The sequence below is a fragment of the Methanosarcina horonobensis HB-1 = JCM 15518 genome (genome assembly GCF_000970285.1).
Classification (GTDB): Archaea; Halobacteriota; Methanosarcinia; order Methanosarcinales; family Methanosarcinaceae; genus Methanosarcina; species Methanosarcina horonobensis.
The window spans coordinates 2263701-2288035 of the sequence record NZ_CP009516.1 but is presented as its reverse complement, the minus strand read 5'-3'; the positions used below and the strand labels follow the sequence as shown (position 1 = coordinate 2288035).

The 24335-nt window shown below is 41.5% G+C and carries 22 protein-coding genes; 8 read left to right on the top strand and 14 right to left on the bottom strand.

Translation table 11 applies throughout. The annotated features are described in order from the left end of the window. Window positions 1–17: 17 nt before the first annotated feature. The 5 genes from MSHOH_RS09980 (at window position 18) to MSHOH_RS25170 (ending at window position 3721) form a co-directional block, all read left to right on the top strand. Window positions 18–377 (top strand): carboxymuconolactone decarboxylase family protein, encoded by a 360-nt coding sequence (locus MSHOH_RS09980; RefSeq protein WP_048143353.1) that lies wholly within the window; start codon window positions 18–20, stop codon window positions 375–377. Window positions 378–577: 200 nt separating this feature from the next. Continuing rightward, window positions 578–1123 carry a DUF6141 family protein gene (locus MSHOH_RS09975; protein ID WP_082089304.1) on the top strand — a complete coding sequence of 182 codons (546 nt, stop codon included), beginning with the start codon at window positions 578–580 and terminating at the stop codon, window positions 1121–1123. 544 nt (window positions 1124–1667) lie between these two features. Then, window positions 1668–2162 (top strand): DUF6141 family protein, encoded by a 495-nt coding sequence (locus tag MSHOH_RS09970; RefSeq protein WP_239451317.1) that lies wholly within the window; start codon window positions 1668–1670, stop codon window positions 2160–2162. Between the two features lie 220 nt (window positions 2163–2382). Then, entirely contained in the window at window positions 2383–3018 is a 636-nt protein-coding gene (locus tag MSHOH_RS09965) for a hypothetical protein (protein ID WP_158024109.1), read from the top strand. Window positions 3019–3121: 103 nt separating this feature from the next. Next, window positions 3122–3721, top strand: coding sequence for a hypothetical protein (locus tag MSHOH_RS25170; RefSeq protein WP_239451316.1), 600 nt, complete (start codon window positions 3122–3124; stop codon window positions 3719–3721). Window positions 3722–3793: 72 nt separating this feature from the next. Here the strand turns inward: MSHOH_RS25170 and MSHOH_RS09955 are convergent, their stop codons facing one another. From MSHOH_RS09955 to MSHOH_RS26010, 13 genes are all read right to left on the bottom strand, one after another. Next, entirely contained in the window at window positions 3794–4834 is a 1041-nt protein-coding gene (locus MSHOH_RS09955) for a class I SAM-dependent methyltransferase (protein WP_048139326.1), read from the bottom strand. Between the two features lie 91 nt (window positions 4835–4925). Next, on the bottom strand, window positions 4926–5465 hold the full coding sequence (locus MSHOH_RS09950; protein ID WP_269851823.1) for a mechanosensitive ion channel family protein: 540 nt from the start codon (window positions 5463–5465) through the stop codon (window positions 4926–4928). Then, a complete protein-coding gene (locus MSHOH_RS25640; RefSeq protein ID WP_275425567.1) occupies window positions 5462–5749 on the bottom strand; it encodes a mechanosensitive ion channel family protein in 288 nt (95 codons plus the stop codon). Before MSHOH_RS25640 ends, MSHOH_RS09950 begins: the two co-directional genes overlap by 4 nt. A 112-nt stretch (window positions 5750–5861) precedes the next feature. Next, window positions 5862–6977 carry an IS200/IS605 family element RNA-guided endonuclease TnpB gene (tnpB, locus tag MSHOH_RS09945; protein WP_048139324.1) on the bottom strand — a complete coding sequence of 372 codons (1116 nt, stop codon included), beginning with the start codon at window positions 6975–6977 and terminating at the stop codon, window positions 5862–5864. 216 nt (window positions 6978–7193) lie between these two features. Beyond that, complete coding sequence (locus MSHOH_RS09935; protein ID WP_048139320.1) at window positions 7194–8609, bottom strand: hypothetical protein; 1416 nt, start codon at window positions 8607–8609, stop codon at window positions 7194–7196. A gap of 288 nt (window positions 8610–8897) precedes the next feature. Next, complete coding sequence (locus tag MSHOH_RS09930) at window positions 8898–9662, bottom strand: ABC transporter ATP-binding protein (protein ID WP_048139318.1); 765 nt, start codon at window positions 9660–9662, stop codon at window positions 8898–8900. A gap of 207 nt (window positions 9663–9869) precedes the next feature. Further along, entirely contained in the window at window positions 9870–10922 is a 1053-nt protein-coding gene (locus MSHOH_RS09925; RefSeq protein WP_048139316.1) for an AI-2E family transporter, read from the bottom strand. A 237-nt stretch (window positions 10923–11159) separates the two neighbouring features. Further along, window positions 11160–11519, bottom strand: a complete 360-nt coding sequence (locus MSHOH_RS09920; RefSeq protein ID WP_048139314.1) for a TrmB family transcriptional regulator — start codon at window positions 11517–11519, stop codon at window positions 11160–11162. A 117-nt stretch (window positions 11520–11636) separates the two neighbouring features. Beyond that, on the bottom strand, window positions 11637–12113 hold the full coding sequence (locus tag MSHOH_RS09915; protein ID WP_048139312.1) for a MarR family winged helix-turn-helix transcriptional regulator: 477 nt from the start codon (window positions 12111–12113) through the stop codon (window positions 11637–11639). A gap of 488 nt (window positions 12114–12601) precedes the next feature. Further along, window positions 12602–14950, bottom strand: a complete 2349-nt coding sequence (locus MSHOH_RS09910; RefSeq protein ID WP_052730805.1) for a hydrophobe/amphiphile efflux-3 (HAE3) family transporter — start codon at window positions 14948–14950, stop codon at window positions 12602–12604. Window positions 14951–15277: 327 nt separating this feature from the next. Then, window positions 15278–15637 carry a TrmB family transcriptional regulator gene (locus MSHOH_RS09905; protein WP_048139308.1) on the bottom strand — a complete coding sequence of 120 codons (360 nt, stop codon included), beginning with the start codon at window positions 15635–15637 and terminating at the stop codon, window positions 15278–15280. A 104-nt stretch (window positions 15638–15741) separates the two neighbouring features. Continuing rightward, entirely contained in the window at window positions 15742–16227 is a 486-nt protein-coding gene (locus tag MSHOH_RS09900) for a MarR family winged helix-turn-helix transcriptional regulator (RefSeq protein WP_048139306.1), read from the bottom strand. Window positions 16228–16543: 316 nt separating this feature from the next. After that, window positions 16544–16747 (bottom strand): NosD domain-containing protein, encoded by a 204-nt coding sequence (locus tag MSHOH_RS26010; protein WP_082089303.1) that lies wholly within the window; start codon window positions 16745–16747, stop codon window positions 16544–16546. A gap of 351 nt (window positions 16748–17098) precedes the next feature. Between MSHOH_RS26010 and MSHOH_RS09890 the strand changes: the two genes are divergently transcribed. From MSHOH_RS09890 to MSHOH_RS09880, 3 genes are all read left to right on the top strand, one after another. Next, window positions 17099–18691, top strand: a complete 1593-nt coding sequence (locus MSHOH_RS09890) for an AAA family ATPase (RefSeq protein ID WP_239451315.1) — start codon at window positions 17099–17101, stop codon at window positions 18689–18691. Window positions 18692–18728: 37 nt separating this feature from the next. Continuing rightward, complete coding sequence (locus tag MSHOH_RS09885; RefSeq protein ID WP_048139303.1) at window positions 18729–20381, top strand: vWA domain-containing protein; 1653 nt, start codon at window positions 18729–18731, stop codon at window positions 20379–20381. 147 nt (window positions 20382–20528) lie between these two features. Then, window positions 20529–21317, top strand: a complete 789-nt coding sequence (locus MSHOH_RS09880; protein ID WP_048139300.1) for a hypothetical protein — start codon at window positions 20529–20531, stop codon at window positions 21315–21317. Window positions 21318–22406: 1089 nt separating this feature from the next. Here the strand turns inward: MSHOH_RS09880 and MSHOH_RS09875 are convergent. Continuing rightward, window positions 22407–24128, bottom strand: a complete 1722-nt coding sequence (locus MSHOH_RS09875; protein WP_048139298.1) for a thiamine pyrophosphate-binding protein — start codon at window positions 24126–24128, stop codon at window positions 22407–22409. Window positions 24129–24335 lie beyond the last annotated feature (207 nt).

The window sequence follows — 24335 nt, the reverse complement described above, 5'->3', positions numbered from 1 at the left end:
ATGACATATTGATTATTATGGGGAAGAATATCCAAGAAATCAAAGAAGTAAAGGGCTTTTTGCCCAGATCTATTGCGTATGCTGAGCGGATAAATGAGGACTTTGGCGAAGGGCTCGCAGGTTTTTATGAATCCATCTGGGCTGAAAGGGAAGGTGGGCTTTCCATGAAACAGAAGCATCTGATGGTTTTCGCTATCGCCTGTTCCAACAATAATATCCAGAGTGCAGTGAAGATCCTTGAAAGGCTCCAGAAATTCGGAGCTACAAGAGTTGAAATCACGGACGCTATGATGATGGCTGCCTGGACTGGCGGTATTCAGAATTTTACGGATTTCAGTGCGGCAGTGCTGAAAGAAATGGAGAGACTGGGCTATTAATAAGCTACTCCTCTCTACTTTTTTTAGAATAATTTTTAAATCAGTTCTTCTATATATTTATTATAATTCATGTGTCAGTTTATTTCATTGAACCGTACAATGTTTCAGTCTTAGAATAATTTGTATAAATTTTCCTTCAATTTCGTGAACTTCTCTTCCAACCCAATAAAACACTGATAATAGTACCCGGAGCCCGTCCAATGTACTGCACAACTGAAGGAATGAGCAAGATATGTAATCCAGTTCTTTTCAGAGAAGTTCAGAAGATGGACCAGGTGTGGATCAGACTCATCGGGATTCCGGTAGTTCTCTCGTGGTATGGTGCCTACCAGCAACTCTTTCTGCACAGACCTTTCGGGAACAATCCTGCCCCTGACTGGATGATGCTTGTTTTACTGCTGGTTTTCGGGATTCTTTTTCCTCTTTTTTTCTATTCCCTCAAAATGATTACCGAGGTCAGGAAAGACGGCCTGTATATTCGTTTTTATCCGTTTCATTTTTCTTTTAGATTTTTTCCTATCAAGACTATCCAGAATTATGAAGTAGTAACTTACAATCCGATCAGGGACTACGGAGGTTGGGGTATACGCTACGGGTTAAAAGGGACAGCATATAATACAAAGGGCAATAGAGGGGTACATTTTGAATTTGCGGAAGGGTGCAAAGTAAAGAAGCTGATGATTGGTTCTCAGGTTCTGGAAAAGCTCTCCGAAGCTGTTAGAAGGGCAATAAAAATGCAGAATTAAGGATAGTTGCGCTATCTTGTTCGTTTTTCAAATATACTTTTCTGTGTCTTATTTCTAATTCATCATGTAACTCAAAATTTCATCAAATCTTCTTGTTTATTCGTCTTGTTTATTAATTTTCCAATAATGTTCTTGAATTTAATAACTTACTATATATTTTTATTATTACTTTATTACTAAGGATAATTTTTAATTATAATTCAGGTTTTTAAATTAAATATAATATAGAATTTCCATTTTTTTTCGGAAGATTTATCTACTCAGTTTTTCTACTCAGTTTTAATAGAGAAAAATAGAATGATTTTCAGTTAATTGACAATTTCAGTTAAAAATGCATTCAAAAGCAGATACCTGCTTATTTAATCAGTTTCTTTAAAAGGCACGCGTTTAAATAAGGTACGATATGTATTTACTGTGAGGACGTTGAGGGAAGTATGTCGTGCCTGCTTTTAGCAGTAAGGGAATTTGCCTGATAAAGAGAAGGAATGTGTTAATCAGGGCATATGTCAAGCTGTATTAGCCGTATTATAAGGGAGGGGTTACAATGGAACAGCCGGAATCAGGATTGATCTTTCGAGAAGTACAGAATCTGCACAATAACATATTTCTGGTTTCTGTCCTTTACCCAGCCCTTATACTCTGGTACGTTGAGATACATAGCCTTTTCTTCGGAAAGCCTGCCGGAATTCAGAATGTCCCTGATCTTTATTTATTAGCTCTCTGGTTTGTTTTCGGTGTGTTCTTCCCCCTTCTGTTCTACTGTACAAAATATATCACAGAGGTTCGAAAGGATGGGATCTATACCCGTTTAATACCTCTAAATCCTTCGTTTAAGAAAATCCCTATTTATATTGTTGAAGAGTGCAAAATTCAGGCATACGAGCCTTTTACCGGGAAAGATTGCGTGGACAAACCCCCTTCCAAGAAAGCGAATTTCGTTGTAATTCTGAAACTCATCACAGGGAAAAAAGTCGTAATCAGCTCAAGGAATCCAAAAGAACTCCACCAGGCAATTATGTCTGCGGTATCTGGTTTCTGAGTTGTGAATCAAAATAATTTTTCCAAACATTTGGATTATTTCATGCTTTTTTCTGGATTATCTCATGCTTTATATCTTGCCTGCCCAATATTAATCAGGGGTTTCAAACAGATAAATAAGTGAAAAATCTTCAGAGAGAAGCTGTGTTTTTTCAATACAGATACATGCTTTACGAAACTGGCAAGGGGGAAATGATATCATAGAAGGCACCGGAGCAGGCATGAAGAGAAGGTTTTCCGGCGAAGGGACGGAAGCTCTTTATAGAGAGCACGCAGGCAAGCCTGTAATCGAGCTCGAACTCAAAAGCCTGTTACAGCTTTTTGACTCTTTTGACCCTGCTCCGTTTCGAGAAAAAGATCTCGACCCGGAAGCAGAAGAGTACATCTACAATGCCGTAGATGAATTTCCCCTGAAAAAGCCTCTTGAAATCATGATACATCTCCCCTCTACCGAAGTCAGTGCAGAAATCGAAGCTGACCTTAAAGTAGCTATAAAAAACCATTTTTCTTACAAAAAACTCCTGACCGAAATAGAACTGAAAAGACTTCTTGATCAGGGTAGAAAGAACTTCATAATAGCCCTTACCTTCCTATTTTTGTGTCTGCTCGTAATCCGGCTGCTTGCAACTTTTGAAGAAAGCCTTGTGAATACCCTTTTTTCTGAGGGACTCCTTATCATCGGTTGGGTTGCCATGTGGGAACCGGTGCATATTTTCCTTTACGGCTGGTGGCCGATTGTCCATAAACGCAATATTTACGAAAAAATCACACATATGGATGTGTACATCGGGACCGGGTCTCAGGCAGGGGAGAAAGCTCCAGGATATCTTTTTACGTCAAAAAAGAGTCCTGACTGACTCAATATCCGAACACCAGAAGTAAAACCTTATATAGAACATAACAACAGTTTAAAGTATATTTATATGAATTAAAAAGTGTTCTATAGAAGGTAGATAAAAAATGGCCAGGAGGGTGGATTTATCCCCGAGTGGGACGGAAGCCCTTTACAGAGAGCGTGAAGGAAAGCTCTTAATTGAACTTGAACTTCACAGTATGATGCAGATCTTTAATTCTTTTGATCCTGCCCCTTTTCACGAAAAAGAGCTTGACGAAGATGCGGAAGTGTATATTTATAATATAGTTGGAGAATTCCCTCTAAAAAAGCCTCTTGAGATTATAATATATGTTCCTCCTTCCGAATTTAATCGGGAAACGGAACGTACCCTTAAAGAAGCAATAAAGAATCATTTCCTCTACAGGAAAGTTCTGACGGAAATTGACCTGAGGAGGCTTCTTCAGAGGGGGAGGAGAAACATAACAATTGCCGTTATCTTCCTCTTTCTCTGCCTGCTTATGATCAGACTTCTTTCAACCTTTGAAAGCGGGCTCCTGAGTACCATGCTTTCCGAAGGTCTGATTATCATCGGCTGGGTTGCTATGTGGGAACCTATTAACGTTTTCCTTTATGGGTGGTGGCCTATTGTGCAAAAAAGAAATATTTACGGAAAGATTCTTAACACGGATGTAAATGTTTTACCTGGTTCTCCTCACATGAAGTAAAAAGGTGAGATAACCATTAATTTTCCGGATAAATTTTCAGGCTGGAGAGGGCTTCGGACCAAAAAATCAGATTTAAAGCTTTTGTTCAAAAATTCGCGCATCCACAACTATGTGCAGGACACCGGGAGAATATTTTTTTATCCTTCTGGTTTCCAGAATCTCGACTTTTTTTCCCATGGCTTCGGCAGCTTTCTCTATCCTTTCTTCAGGCCTTGTTCTGGCGAGACTTTCAGGCACTGTTTCATGGTAATGCAGGATGCCTCCGCTTTTTCTCAAAGCTTTTATAGCCGGTTCCAGATAGTGGTGCGTTGTTCCCACATAGCCCATAATAACTCTGTCAGCCTCTCCTTCGGGAGCAGCTTGAGAGCAGTCTCCAAGAATCGGGGTAATCATATTCTCCACTTGGTTTAGCCTGATGTTTTCCTTCAGGTAGGCAAAAGATTCCGGATTTATCTCAATACTTGTAATCCTTTTCGGCCTTGAGTGGACAGCCATGGGAATTGAAAAATATCCTATTCCTGCAAACATATCCACAACAATTTCGCCTTTCCCTAGCTTGCTCATCCTTTTCCTTTCTTCAAGGTTCCCTTTGGAATACATCACTTTTGTTACATCCTGCTTGAAAAAGCAGCCGTGCTCTTTATGGATGGTTTCGGTCCCGCTGCCGAGAAGGAGTTCTCTTTTGGGCTGGCGGAACTGTCCTTCGATTCCGAAATCTCTGACAACGCTCCTGCACTTCGGGTATATGGAGAGGAGAGCTTCGGCTATCAGGAACTTTTTTTCATCAAGGCTTTCAGGAATGGTGACTATAATTATATCTCCGAGTACGTGCCAGCCCGAAGGAACCTGAACAAGTTCGGTTTCGGAGAGGAAGTCTTTCATGTATTCTTTGAGAGAAGACGAAGGTTTAAGGAATTCAGGATCTTCCTGTTCAATTACAGGGAATCCTTCAATTGTTTCACCTGCTGCCTCTGTGACAGGAATTTCGAGAAAAGTGCCTTCCCTGATTTGAAGTTTCCGGATTTTTCTTGTAGTATCCAGAAATTTTCCGGCAATTGCTTTTTCCCTTATTTCCTCGCCTTTTTCAGACTGAATCCGGACTACTCTATACATTGAAATTGTAGAATATACGGCATGAAATTAATGTTTTGTGTTTGGACCTTGTTCTGGAAGCAGAGAAGTCAATTTTTATATCACTTCTTTTTTATTCTTCTTTCGTAGAAGCTTTCACCGCGTCAATGCTGACAACGGTCCCAACAACGATATCCTCCTCTTTTTCAAAAGCTTCCAGAATTCTTGAGGTAAGGAGGTTGTTGACTGCTCTCCTTTTTCTTGGGTCAACCACATACCGGAGCCTCATTTCAATCCAGTTTTCTCCTATCGATGTATAGATGCTGGTCTTCACATCATAGGTGGATATGAAGTACTTCTCTCCCATGCGCATGAGTTCTTCTTTTGCCCGGGATTCTAATTCCTTTACTACGGGGTTTGTAATATTGAGGGCAATTTCCCGAGCTTTTTTCCAGTTGCTTCCGTAGATAAGCATAATTCGGATCTCATCCCAGATGAAAGAGAAGTCCCGAGTATAGTTTTTAATCGGCTGGTTAAGGACGAAGCTGTTCGGCAGCTGAATTATCCTGCCCGTGTACTGGTCCGAGTTTCCCCACTCCCTAATCTCCATAATTTTGGTGCTGAAATTGCCGGTATCCAGCACATCGCCTATATTGTCACCCACCTGAATCATGTCTCCTGCTTTAAAGGGATTTGGATATAATTATCCATAATTCCTCCTGCTATGCTCCTAAGGAGGTCCTGAAGCGCTATTGCAATTCCTGCGCTCAGAATTCCATAGGCAATAATCAGGGTGCTGGTTCTCTCAATCCAGATTGCAAAAAATGAGGCAAGAGCGAGAACCGTAATAAGAATTGATACGGTTTTCCTCAGAGTATACCTGTCTTTGGCAGGTAATACTCTTTTCAGAATAAAGTTTCCTGCAAGAGAATTTATAACGTAGGCCAGAAGGATCACAAGTGAACTACCCCTCCCTGCTTTCTGATGAAAGCGAGGAAGTGGCTTCTTGCTTCATCCCTCGAACTACCGTTCGCAAGTCCACAAGCTCATCCCCTACGTTCCATAGGTGTCAGATAACTATAAGATTTTGATCTTGAAGAGAGAACTTTTTGATATTGATTGCAGCATTTACGTCTCTGTCATGCTTTGTTTTGCAATCAGGACACGTCCACTCTCTAACATCAAGAGTTAGATTAGAATTGTGATGCCCACAAACATTGCATAATTTAGAAGATGGCTCAAATCTTCCTATTCGTAAAATGGTTTTTCCCAACCATTCAGCTTTATACTCTAATTTTGTTACAAAACTACTCAACGAAGCATCGGAAATAGACTGAGCCAGACAATGATTTTTTACCATACCTTTAACATTCAGAGTTTCCAGCGCAATAGCTTGGTTCTCGCTAATCAGTCTGAAAGAGAGTTGATGCTGGAAATTATTTCTCTGATTGCTAATAGTTTCATGGATTTTTGAAAGATGCTGTCTAGCCTTATTCCTATTCTTAGAGCCTTTAACTTTTCTCGATACTCTTTTTTGCAAACATTTCATTCTTTTTAGAGAATTTTTAAGGTATTTTGGATTTTCAACCTTTTCTCCATTTGATATAACTGCAAAATCTTTGATGCCTGCATCAATACCTATTGTAGTTGATTCTGAAAAGTTCTGCTTTTCAGGAATATCTTTTTCATTATCTACAAGGATACTGATATAATATTTTCCTGTACTTGATCTTGAAATTGTTGCGGTTTTAAGTTTGCCTTCAAACCTTCTATGAAGTATGGTTTTAACTTCACCTATTTTAGGAAGCTTAATTATCTGCTTCTCAAAATCTACCGCATAATGTTGAGGCATTTGATATGATTGAACCGGATTTTTCTTAGACTTGAACTTGGGAAATCCGGATTTCTCTCTAAAGAATTTAGTAAATGCTGATTCTATATTTACTAAAGAGGCAAGTAGAGCCTGTGAATTAGCTTCTTTTAACCATTCGTTAGAAGGTTTTACTTCATGGACTAAAATGTGCTGGAAATCAAACCTCGATATTGATTTCCCAGTTTGTTCATAAGTTTTTATCTTTTGTTCTAAAGCCCAGTTATAGACAAATCTACATGCACCAAAATGAACTTGTATCATTTCCTTTTGTTTTTTGCTAGGGTAGATTCGATATTTGTAGGCTTTTAACATACTATATATTATGCGTTTTAAAGAGATATATAGGTTTTGTTAAACTTAATATAGTGAAGTTGACGGCTTTCATCCCCCACCTGTCGCTTCGCTCCGAGGAAGGGGAGACTTCCCGCCTTAAAGTTAAAAAGACATCTATTAGGGAAAACCCGTGATTTATTCCACTTGAAAGAATAAACACAGGTCATAACAAGGGTAATCAGAAACTGCCCACCCTTAAAAACACCGGCTCTCATTGCGATCCCATTTTGTGAACCCTTTCAGGAGAAGGTACAGGGCAACTGGTAAAAGCAAGAGATCTACAAATGCATAGTAAGGTCCGAACATGGACAGGACTATGTTAAGCAGCAGGAGGGGCATGACTGAAAATGTATAAAAGGCAAAGGTCTTTCCGTTGTACAGGTAAATGGACGGGGAAAGCCCGGTCAGGTAAATGAGTACCGAAACCATATAAAGAGAGATCGTCAGGAAGAGCAGGAGTGATGGGATCAAGGATGAGGGATCTTTTCTAAGTGCGAGCAGCGTAAGAACTACCAGTGGAACCAGGTTAAGGATAAGGTAACTGTTCAGCTTGCTCTTTATCATGTCAGAAACCTTCAAGGGGAGAAAGGCGCAAGAAGCAAAAATATCGTACTCGGTAAGCCAGTTATACATCGAAGATGAAAGCACGCCCAGTACCAGGGCAAAAAGAGTAAGTGTGCTCAAAGCCGGCATAACCCTCCCGAGAGCGGACAGCAGTATCCAGACAAGAAGAAGAGGCAGCACAAAAGAGAATACAATCTTCCCAAGCCCGCCTTCACTTCTTTTAAGATCAAGGGAATCTTTTGCAACAAAGGCTGCGTACCTGTATGTACCCAGATACCTGCATAGTTTTGAAAAAGAATTGGAGAAACTCCTCTGAGACTGCGGGAAATCTATTTTCAGAAAAACAAGTGATAGAGCCGAAGGAACTAAAATTAGAACACCGGAAAGCAGGAGCTGGTTTTCGGACGGAGAAAGGAAAAAAGAGAGGCTCGGCAGACTATAAAGAGTATAGTGGTTCAGATTTCCGGAGACATGCAGCAGGAGAAAAGAAGCAGCAAAAAGGCAGAAAAGCGAGATCTTCCCTGAGTGGGCGTAAACGGTAGATAGGAAAAACACTGCAGAGAGCCCGATCATAAAGGAAAGGGAAAGGGTCAGGAGAAGAGTCAGAATGGTTGAAGAAGCACTGAAATTGCCTGCCGGAACAAATTTTACAGCAAGAGCAAAGCCTGAAACAAAAGGCATAATATAAAGGACAAAATAATATAAGATATCTTTGCCAAGGAAGTTAGCAAAAATAAATCTTTCAGAAACCGGAAGCACACGTGAAGAATACGCAATCAGGCTAGCCTGTCCGAATCGGCGGTTCATGAATTCGCGACCCAGGAGTCCGAAAGCACCAACCATGGCTCCCACAAGCAGGAATAAATAATGTATCCCGAGAGCTATCTGGGCATCGGTAACGATCTCCCTGAATACAGGCAAGACCAGGCTTACAAAAAATGTAAACGAGAAAATAAAGACCGGAAAAAGGGCAAAACCGCTGTGCCCAAAGAGACTTGAATGCATCCGCCATTCTTCTTTGATCATACTTTTGAGGACATCAAACATAAAATCCCTGCAGCTCGTTATTTTTGATAGTTATTGTTTTTACACTTGCTATTTTTTGCACTTAACTCATTTATGCTTGCATTTTCCACACCTGTTTTCATACACAGATGACAGTCTTCTCACAAATTCTGCTCTGAACGTCCTGAGCAGCTTTGAAGTGGTGTATTCCGCAGAATTTACTATACCTGAATATTAGACTACGAGGTTGTGAGTTATACTGTTGAGTTGTGAGATTGTAATGATACTGTAAAGTACTTGAGGAATCCAGTAAAAGCATAAAAGGATGTTTCAGGCTGGGGCAGAAATCTCTTCTAAAGGATCTTTTAGAATATCATTTGAGGCTCCTTTCCCCCTGCTGACAAGATCCAGGAAGAAACCTTCAAAGCTTCGACCCTGAAGTTTGGTGTCGTCAAGGTGGCCTGTATAAACCAGCTTCCCTCTGTAAATAATTCCTATATTTGTGCAAATTTCTTTTGCAATTTCAAGAATATGCGTGGAAATGAAGATAGTCCCCCCGTTCTTTACATAATCCTGCAAGAAATCCTTGACTTTCCTCTGCATTACAGGATCAAGATTAATAAGCGGCTCATCGATAATGGCAAGTTCGGGCTCATGTAGAAAAGCCTGGGCAAACATGAGTTTCTGCCTTGTACCCCTTGAGAGATCTTTGCATAGTAAATTTCTCTGGTCCCCAAAATCAAAGAACTCAAACCATTTATTACAGATTTCTTCATAATCTTCCATTTTTCGAATTTTTGCAACAAAATGCAGATACTCTTCCGCTGTCAGAAAACTGGGAGGAGTTTCCTGCTCCGGAATAACGCCTACAAGTTCCCTGACTCTCAGAGGGTCTTCAAGCACGTTTATTCCGTGTACTTTAAGAGTACCTGAGGTCGGCTTTAGCTGCCCTGTAAGCATTTTGATCATAGTCGTTTTCCCTGAGCCGTTTGGACCCAGAAGGCCAAAAAGCTCACCTTTTCCGATAGAAAGGTCAACGATATCTACTGCTTTTGTTTGTCCGTAAGATTTAGAAAGACCCTTTACTTCAATCATATTTCAGGCTCCTTCAAAGCTTTAATGCTTCAACAGTTAAATAACTCTTCTTAAATACTCTTAATATATTTTTAAACTTTTCTCTATTACAGAGTATGATAAGAGATATCCGGGAATTTCTGAAAAAAAAAGAACATCTGGACTCACTATCCGCCTCAAAAACCTTATTTTATGATGACTGCTGGGCTCCGGAGGTATAAAAGAGCATCAATCTTTGCTATATATATTAACTAGTTCCCGGTAAGACTCTTTAATAATTATTTTATAGATGATGTATATGGGGATTGCGAGTATCATGCCGAGAGGGCCTAAAAGCTTGGAGGCGGCAAGAGTTAGGACTACACTCAAGAGCGGGTTAATATCCACTTTTTCCGAGATCATGAACGGTATGAGGTAAAGATTGTCGATAGTCTGGGCAATTATAACTGTTATCACTGCAAAGACAGCTGTTATGGGACTATCAATGTACCCTACAATAACCGGAGGAATTGCCCCCAGAAGTGGACCAAGATAAGGAATAATATTTAGAAAACCTGCCAGAATACCCAGGAAGAGCCACCCTTCAAGACCACCCAGATAAAAACCTATACAGCAAATCAGACCTACGATAGCAGACTCAAGCATTTTAGCACTGAAGAAGTCCTCAAGCTCACGACCTATACTTTTTAAGGCCCTGATAATCCCTTCTGCATGTTCAGGCGGAGCATAAGCCTGAATGTAGCTTCCTATTTTATTATGGTGCTTAAAGTACATGCCAAACATGAGAGGAATTACCAGTATACCGGTAAAAAGATAATACGAAACCTTCGAAACAAGATCGGTAATCCCGGAAAAGATAGTATTTCCGATTTTTTGCAGGTCCTGGGGTTTAATAACACCGGAAGCCGCAAGCTTTGAAAGTTCGGACTCGTGCTCGGAAAAAAGGGCGGAAGCTCCACTTGTGTAGTCCTGCTGTATATTACTGAAATCCCCTATCAGGACCCCAAGGCTCTGTACCTGACTGCTCACAAAAATCAGAAAAAGAAGCACCATACCCGTGAGAAGGACTAAACCCACCACTTTTCTATTGCAATCAGGAAACCTGTCCATGCACCTGTTGAATAACTGTATCATTTTTTCCGTAATCAGGATCAGGATTGCGCCTGCAATAAGGACTATGAAAATGTCCTCAAAATAGAAGAGTATCGCAAAAAACAATACGAAAAGTATGGTTGTTAATGCCAGAAACTGCCATATATTCCGGTTAGTACTGAGGGACATGCACTTCTACCTTTGGAATTTTATCTGGTAATTATTTTGATAAAAAGTTTTTAGTTTCAGGTAAGTTTTTGAATAAATTTTTTAGTGTCCAGATAGTTCTTTAAAAATATAAATAATAGTTCCTTTAGTCCGCTGAAGTCCAGAAACTGGGAATTGAAAAATATATAATACTAAGAAACATAAAAAATTGAAAAACCTAAATAAGTTGAAAAAATAAAACGTTTTCTCCTTTTTTCTTCAAACCCTGATCTGTTCTCCATAGAAATATTCTGAAGTAAATTTATTGCTTCCGGGAGATAAGGAACTTAGTTCACTGGCGGTTTCACTTAAAGAAAGCATAAAATCTGCCCTTATCCTCAGAATGAGCACTTCTGGCTGCACGCAGCAAAAAAGGGTTGGTTCTCCTTCAATTATCCTGACATAGCCTTTTTTCTCCATCCCTCTGAGGGTTCCATAGATCTTGGGCCTCGGAACTCCAGCGCTTTCGGCAATATCACTCGCTTTTGCCTGCTTCAGGCAGACAAGGGATGAATAAACCTTGGCTTCGTTACCGGTAAACCCCAATTTCTGAAGGTTCTCAATAAGCTTAAGAGTCACTCCGGTTTCCTCCTTCTTTCATGCTAAGATCTGATATATCTGACACTCTTCATTATCTGAAAGTTCAAGTTGGTCAATAGTTTCATATAACTAGCAGTTCCCCAGAGCCAATAGCATTCACCTTACTCCTGCAGAACGGCTGGCATCTACTTTACGCAGGATTTTTACCATGGTTTCAAGGCTATGCACAAAATTTTCGACGTCCGTATCATTAACAAATTGAAGAATTTCATCAGCCATTTCGGCGGTAATCTGGCTCAAACAATTGTAATAATTAAGTCCCTTTTCAGTAAGGGAAACAAGCACCTTTCTCCGGTCTCCGGGGTCGGTTTTTCTGTACACAATCCCTTTCTTTTCCAGGTCATCAACCATCCTTGTCAGGCTACTCTTCTCCAAACCAGTATATTTTCCAAGAGTAGAAGGCATGATTTCTCCTTCGATCCCTATGATTTTAATTACCAATGGCTGGTTTTTGCTCAGTTCCCTGAACTTGCCTGCAATTTTTTTCTGAAAGGTCTGCTCAAAAACCAAATTATCGAGAGCGTCCCTTTCCATTGATAAAAGGATTATTTTACTCAGTGTTGCCTCATCCATTTTGTAATCATCCCTTATTGCCTGATTTTACCGGCCTTCGTCGGACCCTTGCCCGGAAAATGACCTGTAATTTTTGTAAATATAACGAATTATCATATATGAATTGAAAATTCAATTATAATAAATCGTATAATTGATATTTGTATAGTTGATAAATCAACTAACACTTATAGTATATAAATACTCCGAATTATTTTCAAACTGAATTTAAAAATAAACTTAAAAGTTTCGCACAACCTGAAATTCGTCTCAATTTCTTAACTAGCTTTGAATTAATATGCATCAGAGACCCCTCCAGCTTTTCTGGTTTCCCGTTAAAAAGAAGAAAGAAAGGATAGAAGAAAGGATAGAAGAAAGGATAGAAGAAAGGATAGAAGAAAGATAGAAAAAAAGAGTAAGGGAAAGAAAAAGCTCAGAAAATTAGTAAAAAACAGATGTAGATTATTTAGCTTTTTCTTTCTTCTCTTTTTATTGAGATCCTTGCCTGTTCATGTATTGAGATTTCCTGCCCTGCGGCTTTTCCTGAAATCCTGTAATTTCTCCAGAATCCCGATATTCTTCTTCCTGTGGTTATCCATCAGGACTATGAGAGGCGGGAAGATCACGAAGGTTACAACCATTGCCAGGAGGACATCTATAACCGTTACTAGCCCGAAACTGCTGACCATAGGGAACGGGGAAACTATAAGGGCTGAAAACCCGAACACGGTTGTGGCACCTGAAGCTATAAGAGCTGTTCCCGTGGTGGATACTGCCTGATAGATAGCATCAACAGAGTCCATTCCAGCGTCTTTTTCCTCAAAGTAGCGCTCCATCATCAGAATTGAATACTCGGACCCGACTCCAAGGATCAGGGCTCCCATAACTGCAGTCATAGGGTTATATGCAATATCCAGAGCGGACATCACAAGGCCTGACCAGCCGATTACTACAAGCATTGGGATAATAGGAGAAAGAGCTTTTACGATATCTCTGTAAACAACCAGGAGGCCCATAAGTACCAGCAAAACACCAAGCAGGGTCATCTGGCTCCGGCCGTTCGTAAGCCCGTCAATCATATCGATAATAACCACCGAGCTGCCCGTAATTGTAACAGAAACTCCGGGTGGCGGCTGCATCCATTGAATATCTTGCAGGACAATATTTCGAAGCTCCTCGATTCCCGTAATTTCGAGGTCGGCCATAGCGGTCCCTATATCAAGATCAATGTGAAGCAGCTGACCTCCTTCAATGTACTTTTGTTTCTGGCTGGCTGGAATGTCATCATATATTGCCTTTATTTCCTCTGAGGTCTTCGGAATTGTCCCGCCGTTTTGTTCCTTTACAAGATCCACTATGCTTGAAGCACCGTAAATGTGCCCTCTGTTTTCAACCTCATGCAGGGAAAACTCATCGATCCACTCCAGAAGTTCCGGGTCGCTTGCATCATCAACTCTCAGGATGACGTTAAGGTGGTCTCCTGAACCCGACATGATATTCTGCATGTGTTTATAGTTGATCAGGGAAGGCATGTCCTGTGGAATCATAGAGTTAGTATCGGTCTGGATAGGAATTGACTGGTCAGCATAAATTCCGGCACAGCAGGTCAAAAAAGATATAACAAGAATCACTGTGGAATACTTGAGAGTAATACCTGTGAGTTTTTTCAGGGTTTTTTCAATTACTCCCGGTTCATGCACAGGGATATCTCCTGCACATACTGGGTTTTCCAGGTCTGCTTTTTGCCCATTTTTGCTGTTTTCGCCTGCTATACCGTTTTTCTCATCTTTCTTCCTGAATAGCCCGTATGGATTTTTCCGGGCTATCCAGTCAAAACCATACAGGGTTATCAACCCGAAAAAGAGAGAGGCAATGTAACACATGATTACCCCGATGAGCAGGAGTTTTCCGAAGTCCTGGATCATGGGGACAACAGAAGTGAAAAGCGAAACAAAACCTAGCGCTGTCATTACAAGAGCGATCAGCACGGCGGGTGCGGTATTCTTAACTGTAGAGACAAGGGCCTGTGAAGAAGTTCTACCGCACCTGATTTCTTCTTCCATCCGGTTGTGGAACTGAATAGCATAGTCAATTCCTATCCCGATCAGTACCGGAAAAGCAGACATTGAAACCATTGTCATGGGAACACCTGTATATCCCATGATCCCAAAAGTAAATACTATTCCCAGGAGTACGACAGGGAGCGGAAGCAGCCCCCACCTGACATGCCTGAACACAAGGAAAAGCACGACTACCATCAGGGCTCCGGCGATTCCGAGCAACAAACCCATACTTTTTCCCATTTCACTCTGGATGTCAAGCATCAGAGAAGACCTGCCGGTTATAATAATTTTATATCCTGGAGGGAAATCGGCTTCATCTGATGATATTTTTATATTATTGATAATGTCTTCTTGCTGCTGGTTAGTACTGCTCCCTTCAATTTCAATGACCGTGAGCATGTGAGTTTCATCAAGCACAAGGGACTCAAAATATTCCGGGTAGCTCTCCATCATCTCCTGGATTTCCCGTTCGGAATCGGGAACATTTAACCTCCCGGACTTCGCATAGTTAATCTGCTTCAGGATGGATGCCGGGCTTGAAACCGAAGTAACACCAGGAATTAGCGAGACCTGCTGATCCAGCCTGTCAGCAGCTTTCATGAGCTCTTTGGTTTTCACATCATTTCCCTCAACCATCACAATAACGTTTTCAGTACTGAAGGTGTTAAGGAAAAGATGGTCATAGTCCTTGTACAGCTGCGAATCCTTCGACACCTGAGTCTCGGTTCCGGATGCCATTTCGATATACTGAGCAGCCTGGAAGGATAGCAGAACCAGTAAAAATATGACAGCCATTATGACTGAACGGTTGTTCTGGATAAAAATTCCCAGTTTTTCAAAGACATTTTTTATAAGGAATCCCCCTTAGGAGACTTGTTTTTTAATTAGGTTTGTTTTTTAGTAAGGTTTATTTTTTAATCAAGTCTGTTTTTCAGTCAAGTTTTTCCCAGCATTTTACTTTTCAACCACTTTCTTTTCTCAACCATTCAGTTTCCAGTTCGTATTTTTCATCCAGTATCTTTGCATTATAATCCCGGGACAAATGTTACCATAGCAATAGCTATAGCCGGATTTGATGCAAAAATAGCTTGAAAAGTACCTGAAAACTGTCTTGAAACTTTTTTAACACCCCATCCCAGGTTCCGCAGATTCTCCGGAACCGATGAATTTCCCTTCAGGGCTCAGGGCATGGAGTCCACAGAATGTCTCGTAAAGAGAGAGCAAAAAGTCGGTCCTGATTCTTGAGATCAGTTCCTTCGGACGTATACAACTGAAATGAATCGGTTCTCCTTCAATTATCTGTACGTACCCTTTCTCTTCCATTCCTCTCAAAACTTTGTACACCTTGGGTCTGGGGACCCTACTTATTTCATAGATTTCCCTTGCAGTTGCCATTTTTATGCAGACAAGGGAAGCATAGATCTTGGCCTCATTTTCCGTAAAGCCAAGTTTCTGCAGGTTATTGATAAGTTTCAGAGTCATGCTTTTTCCTCAGGAAAAGAAGTTAAAAATAAAAGTTTTACATTGATTCGGCGTTAATTCCGGTTATTGTTCACTCCAGGGCTTCGAGGCTTCCGGCTCCCTGCTTATTTTCTACTTTCCATTGCAGAATCGATTTTTCTCAGGACTCGCAGCATTGTTTCAAGACCCTTTTCGAAATCTCTCAAGTCCTGCTCTTCAACCAATCCCAGGATTTCGGCAGCCATTTCCTCAGATTTTCTATTAAGGAAATCATAGCACCGTTCTCCTTTTTCAGTCAGGGAAATAAGGACTTTTCTCCGGTCTTCAGGATCGTTTTTTCTCCTGACAAATCCTTTCTCTTCCAGGGAATCCACCATTCGTGAAAGACTACTCCGGTCCATTCCCACATACGTTCCGATAGTAGAAGGCATGATTTCCTTTACCGATCCTATTATCATGATAACGAGAGGCTGGTTTTTGTTAAGTTCCTTGAGTTCGGAGTTTTGAGAGGCGGCTATTTTTTGAAAAAACCGATCTTCAAATAATTTATTGTGAAGTACTCGGAACTCAAGATCCATCAGCCTCACTTTTTTAGCACATTCAGGATCCATGTTTCCTCCAGTATTTACGAGCAAGAACTGGTGATACTTTTGTATAGGTTAAATTTCAATCGTACTGATAGATAGTTAGAATTCTTATTGATGCAAAATCAACAAACGTATGATACTCGAGATGATGCAATACTATTTAAAAATATCCATCAACAAAATTTGCCTGCTTATTCCGGAATTTATCCTGAAATATGTATCTGAAATTAAGAATTGGTTTGCAGATTATTTTTTACCAGCTGGCAGGCGGATCAAGCTCATGCAGCGCGTGAAGAGAGAACTGAAAAATTCCTTCCCTGACCCTGAAATTATCACCCTGTTAAGAATAATCACTTAAGCATTCCAAAAATTTAGAATAGAGGCCTATAAAGATTCCTCTTTCATTATCAGAAATAAAATTATTGGATAAACTGTTTCTCCTGGAACTGATCAATTTAATACCTGATTTTTCGCTTAACAAATTTTTACGTGATTTTTTAAGGTAAATTCCATAGTAATTATTCGACAGAATATTTCCCTGAATTTATACTGTTTTGAACATTATCCAGGTAAACCCCAGCTATAAGGTCGTCTTCGTTTTTCGCTCCCTGAAGAGTGAGGCCACTAATATTGACGAAGACATGCTGGACAAAAAATCGGCATGTCTAATTTATTCCTCCTTGCCTTAAAGTCTTCGGCCTTCTCAGAAAGATCAATCTCCTTCATCGAGCAGGATAAAGCGGGCTGTTGCGATTACATCATGAGCCGCAATTTTCCTGGCGGAGTTAAGGCGGAAACATATAATTGAAAGCCTTAAAATATAATTAGATTAAAGACTTAGCAAACAGCCCTGAAAAACTCTTTTAATTCAAAATTATCTCACAGTTATCTCACAGTGGAACTGCCTCATGTCTATTACAAACCGGGAGGTTTAAACCTGAAAGAAACTCTCCTCGATATAAAATCCGAATTTACAGACTACTTCAAAGAACGTGAAGCCGAAATTAACGGCTCTCTCCTCGCCGTACTTTCAGGCGAAAACCTTCTATTTCTAGGACCTCCCGGTACAGCAAAAACCCAGCTTGCAAGAAGCATCTGCCAGACAATCGAAGGCGGGAACTTTTTTAATTACCTCCTGACCAGCTTTTCTACCCCTGAAGAGATTTTCGGGCCTCTTTCCTTAAAAGCCCTTGAAGAAGACGAGTTCAGGAGAAACATTAACGGCTGCCTCCCGACAGCCCATGTTGCTTTGCTGGATGAGATCTTTAAGGCAAGCAGCGCTATCCTCAATAGCCTCCTGACCATATTGAATGAAAGAAAGTATCATAACGGGCGGGATATAGTTGATGTCCCCCTGCTATCGGTCTTCGGGGCTTCAAACGAGCTTCCGGAAGAGGATGAAAGTCTGGAAGCCCTCTATGACCGCTTTCTGTTCAGATACAGGCTCTCATATATTCAGGATGATGAAAATTTCAAAAATCTTCTTTTTAGAGAACCTGATGACTTCAGGCCTGCGGCAAGCATTCAGGTTTCAGAAATCGATAGGCTCCGCAAAAGATCAAATTCTCTGCCTGTCGACCCTGATGTTGAAGTCATAGTCACGGAACTCCGGAAAAACCTCCAGCTGCAGGAAATCGAGATTTCGGACCGGCGCTGGAAAAGAGTTGTGCAGGTCCTGAAGGTTGCAGCCTGCAGCAGCGGGTGTCCGGCTGTTGACAGGACAATGGCCCTTTTGCTCCAGCACATGCTCTGGAACCTTCCGGAAGAACGAGAAACCATCAGGAAAACGGTCTTTAAACTCGTTGTTTCCGGCGGCACGAACACGGAAAAACTCCGCCTGGACGCTGAGGACCTGAAGACAGCCCTCAGTATTGCCCTAAAAAACGAACTTTCTGTTGGAGTAGTCTGCGACAGCTGCGGGGAAGAGTTTAAGCTGAGAGAGAATCTGGAGCTTCACCATGCTGCCTGCCCGAACCACAGCTATACTCTCAGACAGGATGGAAATTCGAGGATATATCCTTATGATAACCTGGTAAAGGAAATTGATTCTCTTCATGAGGGTTCGGGAAAGAAAAACACTCTCTCTCAAACCCAGAGAGAAGTTTTTGAAAAGGAATTCGAAGCCCTTGCTGACAGGGTAAATAGAGTAAAACAGCATCTTGAGGAAGAAAAAGAGCTGCTCAGAAACCTGATGGATGCAAACATCTGGCTTTCAACTGCTGACAGGAATGAAGCCCTGCTCCTGCACGATACAGGAAACATACAGATGTCAGGTACTGAAGAACTCATAAATGAAATCAGGGAACTCCTTGGCTTGCAAAATAGAAAGGACAGGCCAATGGAATCAAGGTCCGTAAAACCATCATCTTCCGGTTCTCTTCCCGATGTTCATACCGCAAAATTGGAAGCAAAAGTTCAGTTGCCTGATTCCGGCAGCAGTACCGGTGGTTTCATGAAAGGACTCGGGTCCAGGTTCAAACTCAGATGAGTAATGAGGTGTTGATACGGAAGGCTCAGCCGGTTTTTTGAACAATCTGGATAGTGCCCCTCAAGGATCTTACTCTTTTTTTTCCAGAAACAGATTCTGGCATGAAGCGCTTTCTGTCCAGAAACAGACAGCTTCCCTGCTGGAAGGAGAGCTGAGGAGCACCATTGCCTACCCCCGCACGATTCCCAGACCTCTGCGCGAGAAAATAGCAGAAATCATTGCCTTTGAAATCCTTTTTGAGCAGCCGTATGAAATTAAAGACACTGAAAGGTTTATAGGGCTTTTAGGGGCATTTTACCCTATCTTTCTTACTCTTAGAAACTCAAGACCATGGCCCGGACTTCAAAAGATTGCAAAAAGGAGCCGAGGAGCAGGAGTTGCATGCCTTAAACTTCTTCTCCCTCTTATCTACGACCTGATGGAACGTTTCTCAGCAGTGAGGGACAGGGATTCGGAAACAGGTCTGCTAAAAGGGCTTGATGCCGAAACCGAAGCTATTCTCAGGGAATTTGAAAAACTCCTTAAACAGACCGTTCTTCTCTGGGCAGGCGGGAGTTCAGAGGACTCATTATCCCGGAGTGCTCAGTTCCCTGCTTCGGTTGCAGGAAAATCAAATATTTACGAAGCTATCCTTAATCTAATGCAGAAGGACGGATGCCAGACTTTTCTTGACGGAATGCTGGAAGGGCTATACTGCAGAATGCAGGAGTTCATCTCTGAAATGGAAGAAAACCTGGATCTTTTTGATACCCTTGCCCTCCTTTTTCCTGGTAGGAACTGGAGCTATTCCGTAAAAGAGCTTAAAAGAGAGCCTTTCTATGTCCAGCTCAAAATGCTGAAAAATTATTCGGCTTTTTTTGAAAAAAATCCAGACCTCAGGAAGATCATAAATTTTATAGGCAGGCGGGAATTTGATCCTCCGGCTGCCCGCATACGCTATTCTCCTTTTGGAAAAAACCGGATCCAGACTGTACGATTTTCAGATTCGATAAATAATCTTCTGCCCATGGAAGCTGCAAAGCTCCTTAATCCGGCTCTGAAGCGAAAATTCTATGCTGATATGCTTGAGGGAAAACTCCTGAGTTATCAGCTACTCGGCAAACACTATACAGGTCCTCCTCGCATAAAACCCAGAGGACCTATGATTGCGCTCGTTGATACCTCGGGTTCCATGCACGGGACTTCTCAGACCCTTGCAAAGTCTGCAGTGCTTGCGATGGCAAAACTAATGCTCTCTCAGCATCGGGATATGAAGGTTATTCTTTTTGCATCCACAAGCCAGCACCTGGAAATAGAGCTCAGCAGCAAAAAAAGGATGTCAGAAAGATTCCTTAATTTCCTCCTGTACACCTTTGGAGGCGGGACGGATTTCAACACCGCGCTTGCTTCAGGCCTTAAATCCCTTAAGGAAAAAGACTTTCAGGGAGCAGACCTGCTTTTTATCACTGACGGGAAGTCCGAAATCTCTGATGAGCTGGTCCTTGCTCGCTGGGAAGAGGCAAAAAAGAAATACAACGCAAAAGTCTATTCTCTGATAGTTGGGGGCAGCGGAGCAGGAGGGCTTTCGGAAATCTCGGACTACACGTATCGGGTAGAAATGGAGATGAGCCGAGAAGGAGAGGAAGGGGTTGTAAGCCTTGTGGAAGTAAAAGCAAAGAGTGATGAGCTCGAACAAATGAATATTGCTTAAGATTGCTTTTTAACCTATCTCGTTTTCTCCAGTGGTTGAATATTTATTCCCATTATCTTCATCTATACGGAAAAATTTTCGATAATAGCAAATAGTTTGATTACATAATACTTTGTAAAATTAATCACAACCTTCTCTGGAGGTTTCATGAAATTAAAATGTGTGGTGCTATTTACTCTCATAATTTTTTGTATCGTTATCGTTTCGGGCTGCTCGGACCTTGAAGAAAAAGAGGGAAAGGTAAGTAAGAGTAACATTTCTGAAGAGGAGGAGTTTTCTGGGAAGAATGGAAGAGGAGAAGCTGTAGCTGAAACCACTGTAAAATCTGAGGCTGCCGGGAAAGATAAAACCGTTGCCGAAGTCAAAGAAAAGGTTGTGTACAGACCTGAATTCCCTATTATGAGTCCTATTACGGATCCTGTACCCAGGATTTTCTACCGGCTGGAACCCTCGGGTTATGAAAAATATCCTTCCAGGGAAGATCCGGTTTTTGAAGAGGTCGAATTCGACAAAGACTCCCTCCATTTTTCAGAGATTTTCAACGATTTCGATACTGTGACTGTAAGCCCCGAAGCATTTCAAAAAGCTGCAGCAGACGGAGCCATAAAGCTCTACCTTAGGGGGCAGGTCTTTGAGCTTGAATTTGATAAGGTTGAAACCTCCATCCCGAAAACCATAATGGAAAATGAAAATGGCTTTTATACTGTAGAAGGAGCTCCCATAAGCAACTACAGAGGAAAGGTTGCAGGCATAGAGGACAGCCGGGCTCTCATTACTTCCGGGGAAAATGTGCTTCTAGGAAACATCGATATCGGATACACGACAAGCTACTGTATTGAGCAGACCAACCAGACCCTTAATGGCAAGGTTGTTCATGTAATATATAGCTCAGCAGATTACAAGCTCAGGAAATTCACGGAATACAATGAGCTCTGAATTCTTACAAAAAAAAGAGATATAGTAAACGTAAGAAAAGACATTAAACCTGAGCTTAGAAAATTTTTCCTTTTTTTAAGAAACAGTTTACGTAAAAGGATTAGGTACATAGGTGAAGATGCCGATTAAGATTAGTAAAGAGACAACAATGGACAGAATTGCACAGATAATTTGTTTTGCGCTCATTTTATTGCTCCAGTGTAGGTTTAAGAGCTGTTAACTATAAAAACCGTTTCATTTAGTCTCAGAACGTTTTGCATGTGGTTATTTAAATAAAAAAGAAGAGTTATCAATAAATTAAAAGCTATCAATAGATTAACGTCCTTTATCAAATTGTGGCTCTTTTTATCAATGTAGAGTATTCCTAAGTATACAGTCTCTTCAGGGTGAAAATAATGGGAAGCCAGAAGCTCATTTCTGACAGAAACTCATTTCCGACAAACAGCAAATAGAAGATATCCTTGTGAAAGTGAATTTCTTTCGCATCGCCCTTTCCGATGCCTAAACCTCATGCATCGTCCCCATGTCCCTCGGTTATAAGGAAAACGCTATCTATCTCCACAGCTTCCGGAAAGGCGAGAAAATTGAGATCCTTAAAAAGATCCCAGGGTCTGTTTCGAAGCAGCCGCCAAAACTGAACTTATCACTACCGACAGCCCTGCAAGCTAAGATAAATATGTTCAATGTTTGCAGCATGAAGAGATGAAATCGCTAATTAATTATATTACTGAAAACTATGCGCCAACCAGAACACGCAGTTATAAAATTCTGAGAGAAATACAAAGGGTTATTACTTAAATCACATTCATTCAACGCATTACAAAATCGGCTTGTCTGAAATTTCTTAAAATCATTAGACCTATTGTAACTTTACAACATGCCATTATTGACTTTTCGGATAGGCACCAAATTAAATTGCGTAAAGCTTCCCCACCCAAAAAAGAGGTATGCTTCGAGCCGCACCAGGTCTCTCGGGAATCAGGTTTTTCGGGGATTCTGAAAGCTTCGAGTTGCCGTTTCCCGGATTTCCCAAATCTACGGGATTGAAACTCTGTTTTCGGTTTCCCCTGCGGTTCCAGAACATGGTTCTTAAGATAGTCGAGTTGATTTTATGTAAGGGCCCAGAATCATATCTTTATAAGACCCCCCTGCCGGAACCTTCGGATACAGGATCTCTTCCCTGTCCGTGCAAGCTTCCAGGAAGCAAGGTCCGTCTGCATTCATAAATGCTTCCATTTTCTCTTTCAAATCATTTCTGCTGCTCACCCTCTCTGCGCAACTGAAACCAAATGACCTTGCAATCTCTGCAAAATTCACATCTTTTGGCCTTTGCGTTCCTGTGCGTGTCCCTTCATAAGCTGTATCCTGCAAGTTCTGGACCATACCATCGCTTCTGTTGTTCAGCATGAGTATCTTGATTGGAAGGTCCAGCGATACGATAGTATGCAGTTCTCCCAGATTCATCCTCAGACTGCCGTCACCATCGATTGCTATGATTCCTGAATGCGGGTTTGCATAATGGACGCCGATTGCTGTGGGCATGGAAAAACCCATTGTGCCGAAGGAGCCCGAAGTCATGAAAGATTTTGGGCAGTACATTGGCAGGTATTGTGCTGCGAGCATCTGGTGGTTGCCTACACCAGTGGTTATCTTTGTGCTTCCGTCAACATAGTTTGCAAGCATTGAAATGACCTCAGCAGCCTGTATGTATTCGGATGTCCTGTTGTAATCCAGAGGCCACGACCTTTTCAGGTCTCTTGCACGCATCTGCCATTCCCGAATATCCAGATAGATATCATGCTTCCTGGCATAGTTCAGCAGATCGCGGAGCGCTGTGGCGGCATCCCCTATGAATGTGAATTTAGGACTGCGCTCGATTTTTATCTGATGCATTTTCTCGGGATTAATATCAATGTAAGCTATGTCGGTGCCTATTGCAAATCCAACCTTTTCCGCAACCCGGTCATCCCATCTTACCCCGATAGCGAAGAAGAAGTCGTTCTCCTGTATGAGCATGTTAGCATACGGTGTACCGAACATTCCCAGCATTCCCAGGTTCAGGTCATCTCTTTCGTCAACGACACCCTTTGCCATGAGTGTATTGACAGAAGGTATTCCGAAAAGCCCATTGAATTCCCTGACAGCACGGCTTCCGGGCTCCGAGTTCAGACCTCCTCCAAGATAGAGCAGGGGTCTTCTGGAGTTGAGCAACAGTCTAAAAAAATCTTTGCATTGTTCTTCAGACAGATGCCTGTCATCGTGATAACTTCCTTCAAACCTTGTGATGTTCATACCATAATACTCATGATTTTTCGTCTGTTTGTCGAGGGGGAAATCTATGACAACAGGCCCGGGTTTTCCGGACTTTGCAAAGTAATAGGCATCCTTGATTATGGTTTCTATGTCATCATCATTGGAGAGCTGTATGACCTTTTTGGCTGCATCCCTGAAGATACCTTTGACGTTAATATGCTGGAAGGAATCGGTGCCTATCTTATGCTCAGGGACCTGCCCTGCAAATACAAGCAGGGGAATGCTGTCCCCATAAGCGTCAGCAACGCTGGTGAGCGTATTAGTTATGGCAGGTCCTGATGTGACTATAGCTACACCTACCCGGTTACTTGACCGTGAATAACCTGCTGCGCTGAATGCTGCCGATTGCTCGTTGGAATTAACTATAATCTCAATATCACTATGCCTGAGGGCATGAAATACCGGAAGTATTGCTGCTCCCGTATAGCCAAAGATGTGTTTAACATCAAGGTCCTCCAGACACTTAATCAGGACTTCTGCTCCATTCATTTCTTTCATCTTAAAACTCCCGGAAAGAAACAAAACTGGCACAGGACGCACTATTCAGTATAATAACCAAAAACAGCACACTTGAGCCAGAATGGTTTCTTTTTCTTGCTCAAGCGAATAGTACTACCACTACAGCTACTACGGATACAGGTACGGATACGGGTAAATTGGATTCCGTGTAGTTTGTGGTAGAACTTAACATTAAAAAGTAAAGGG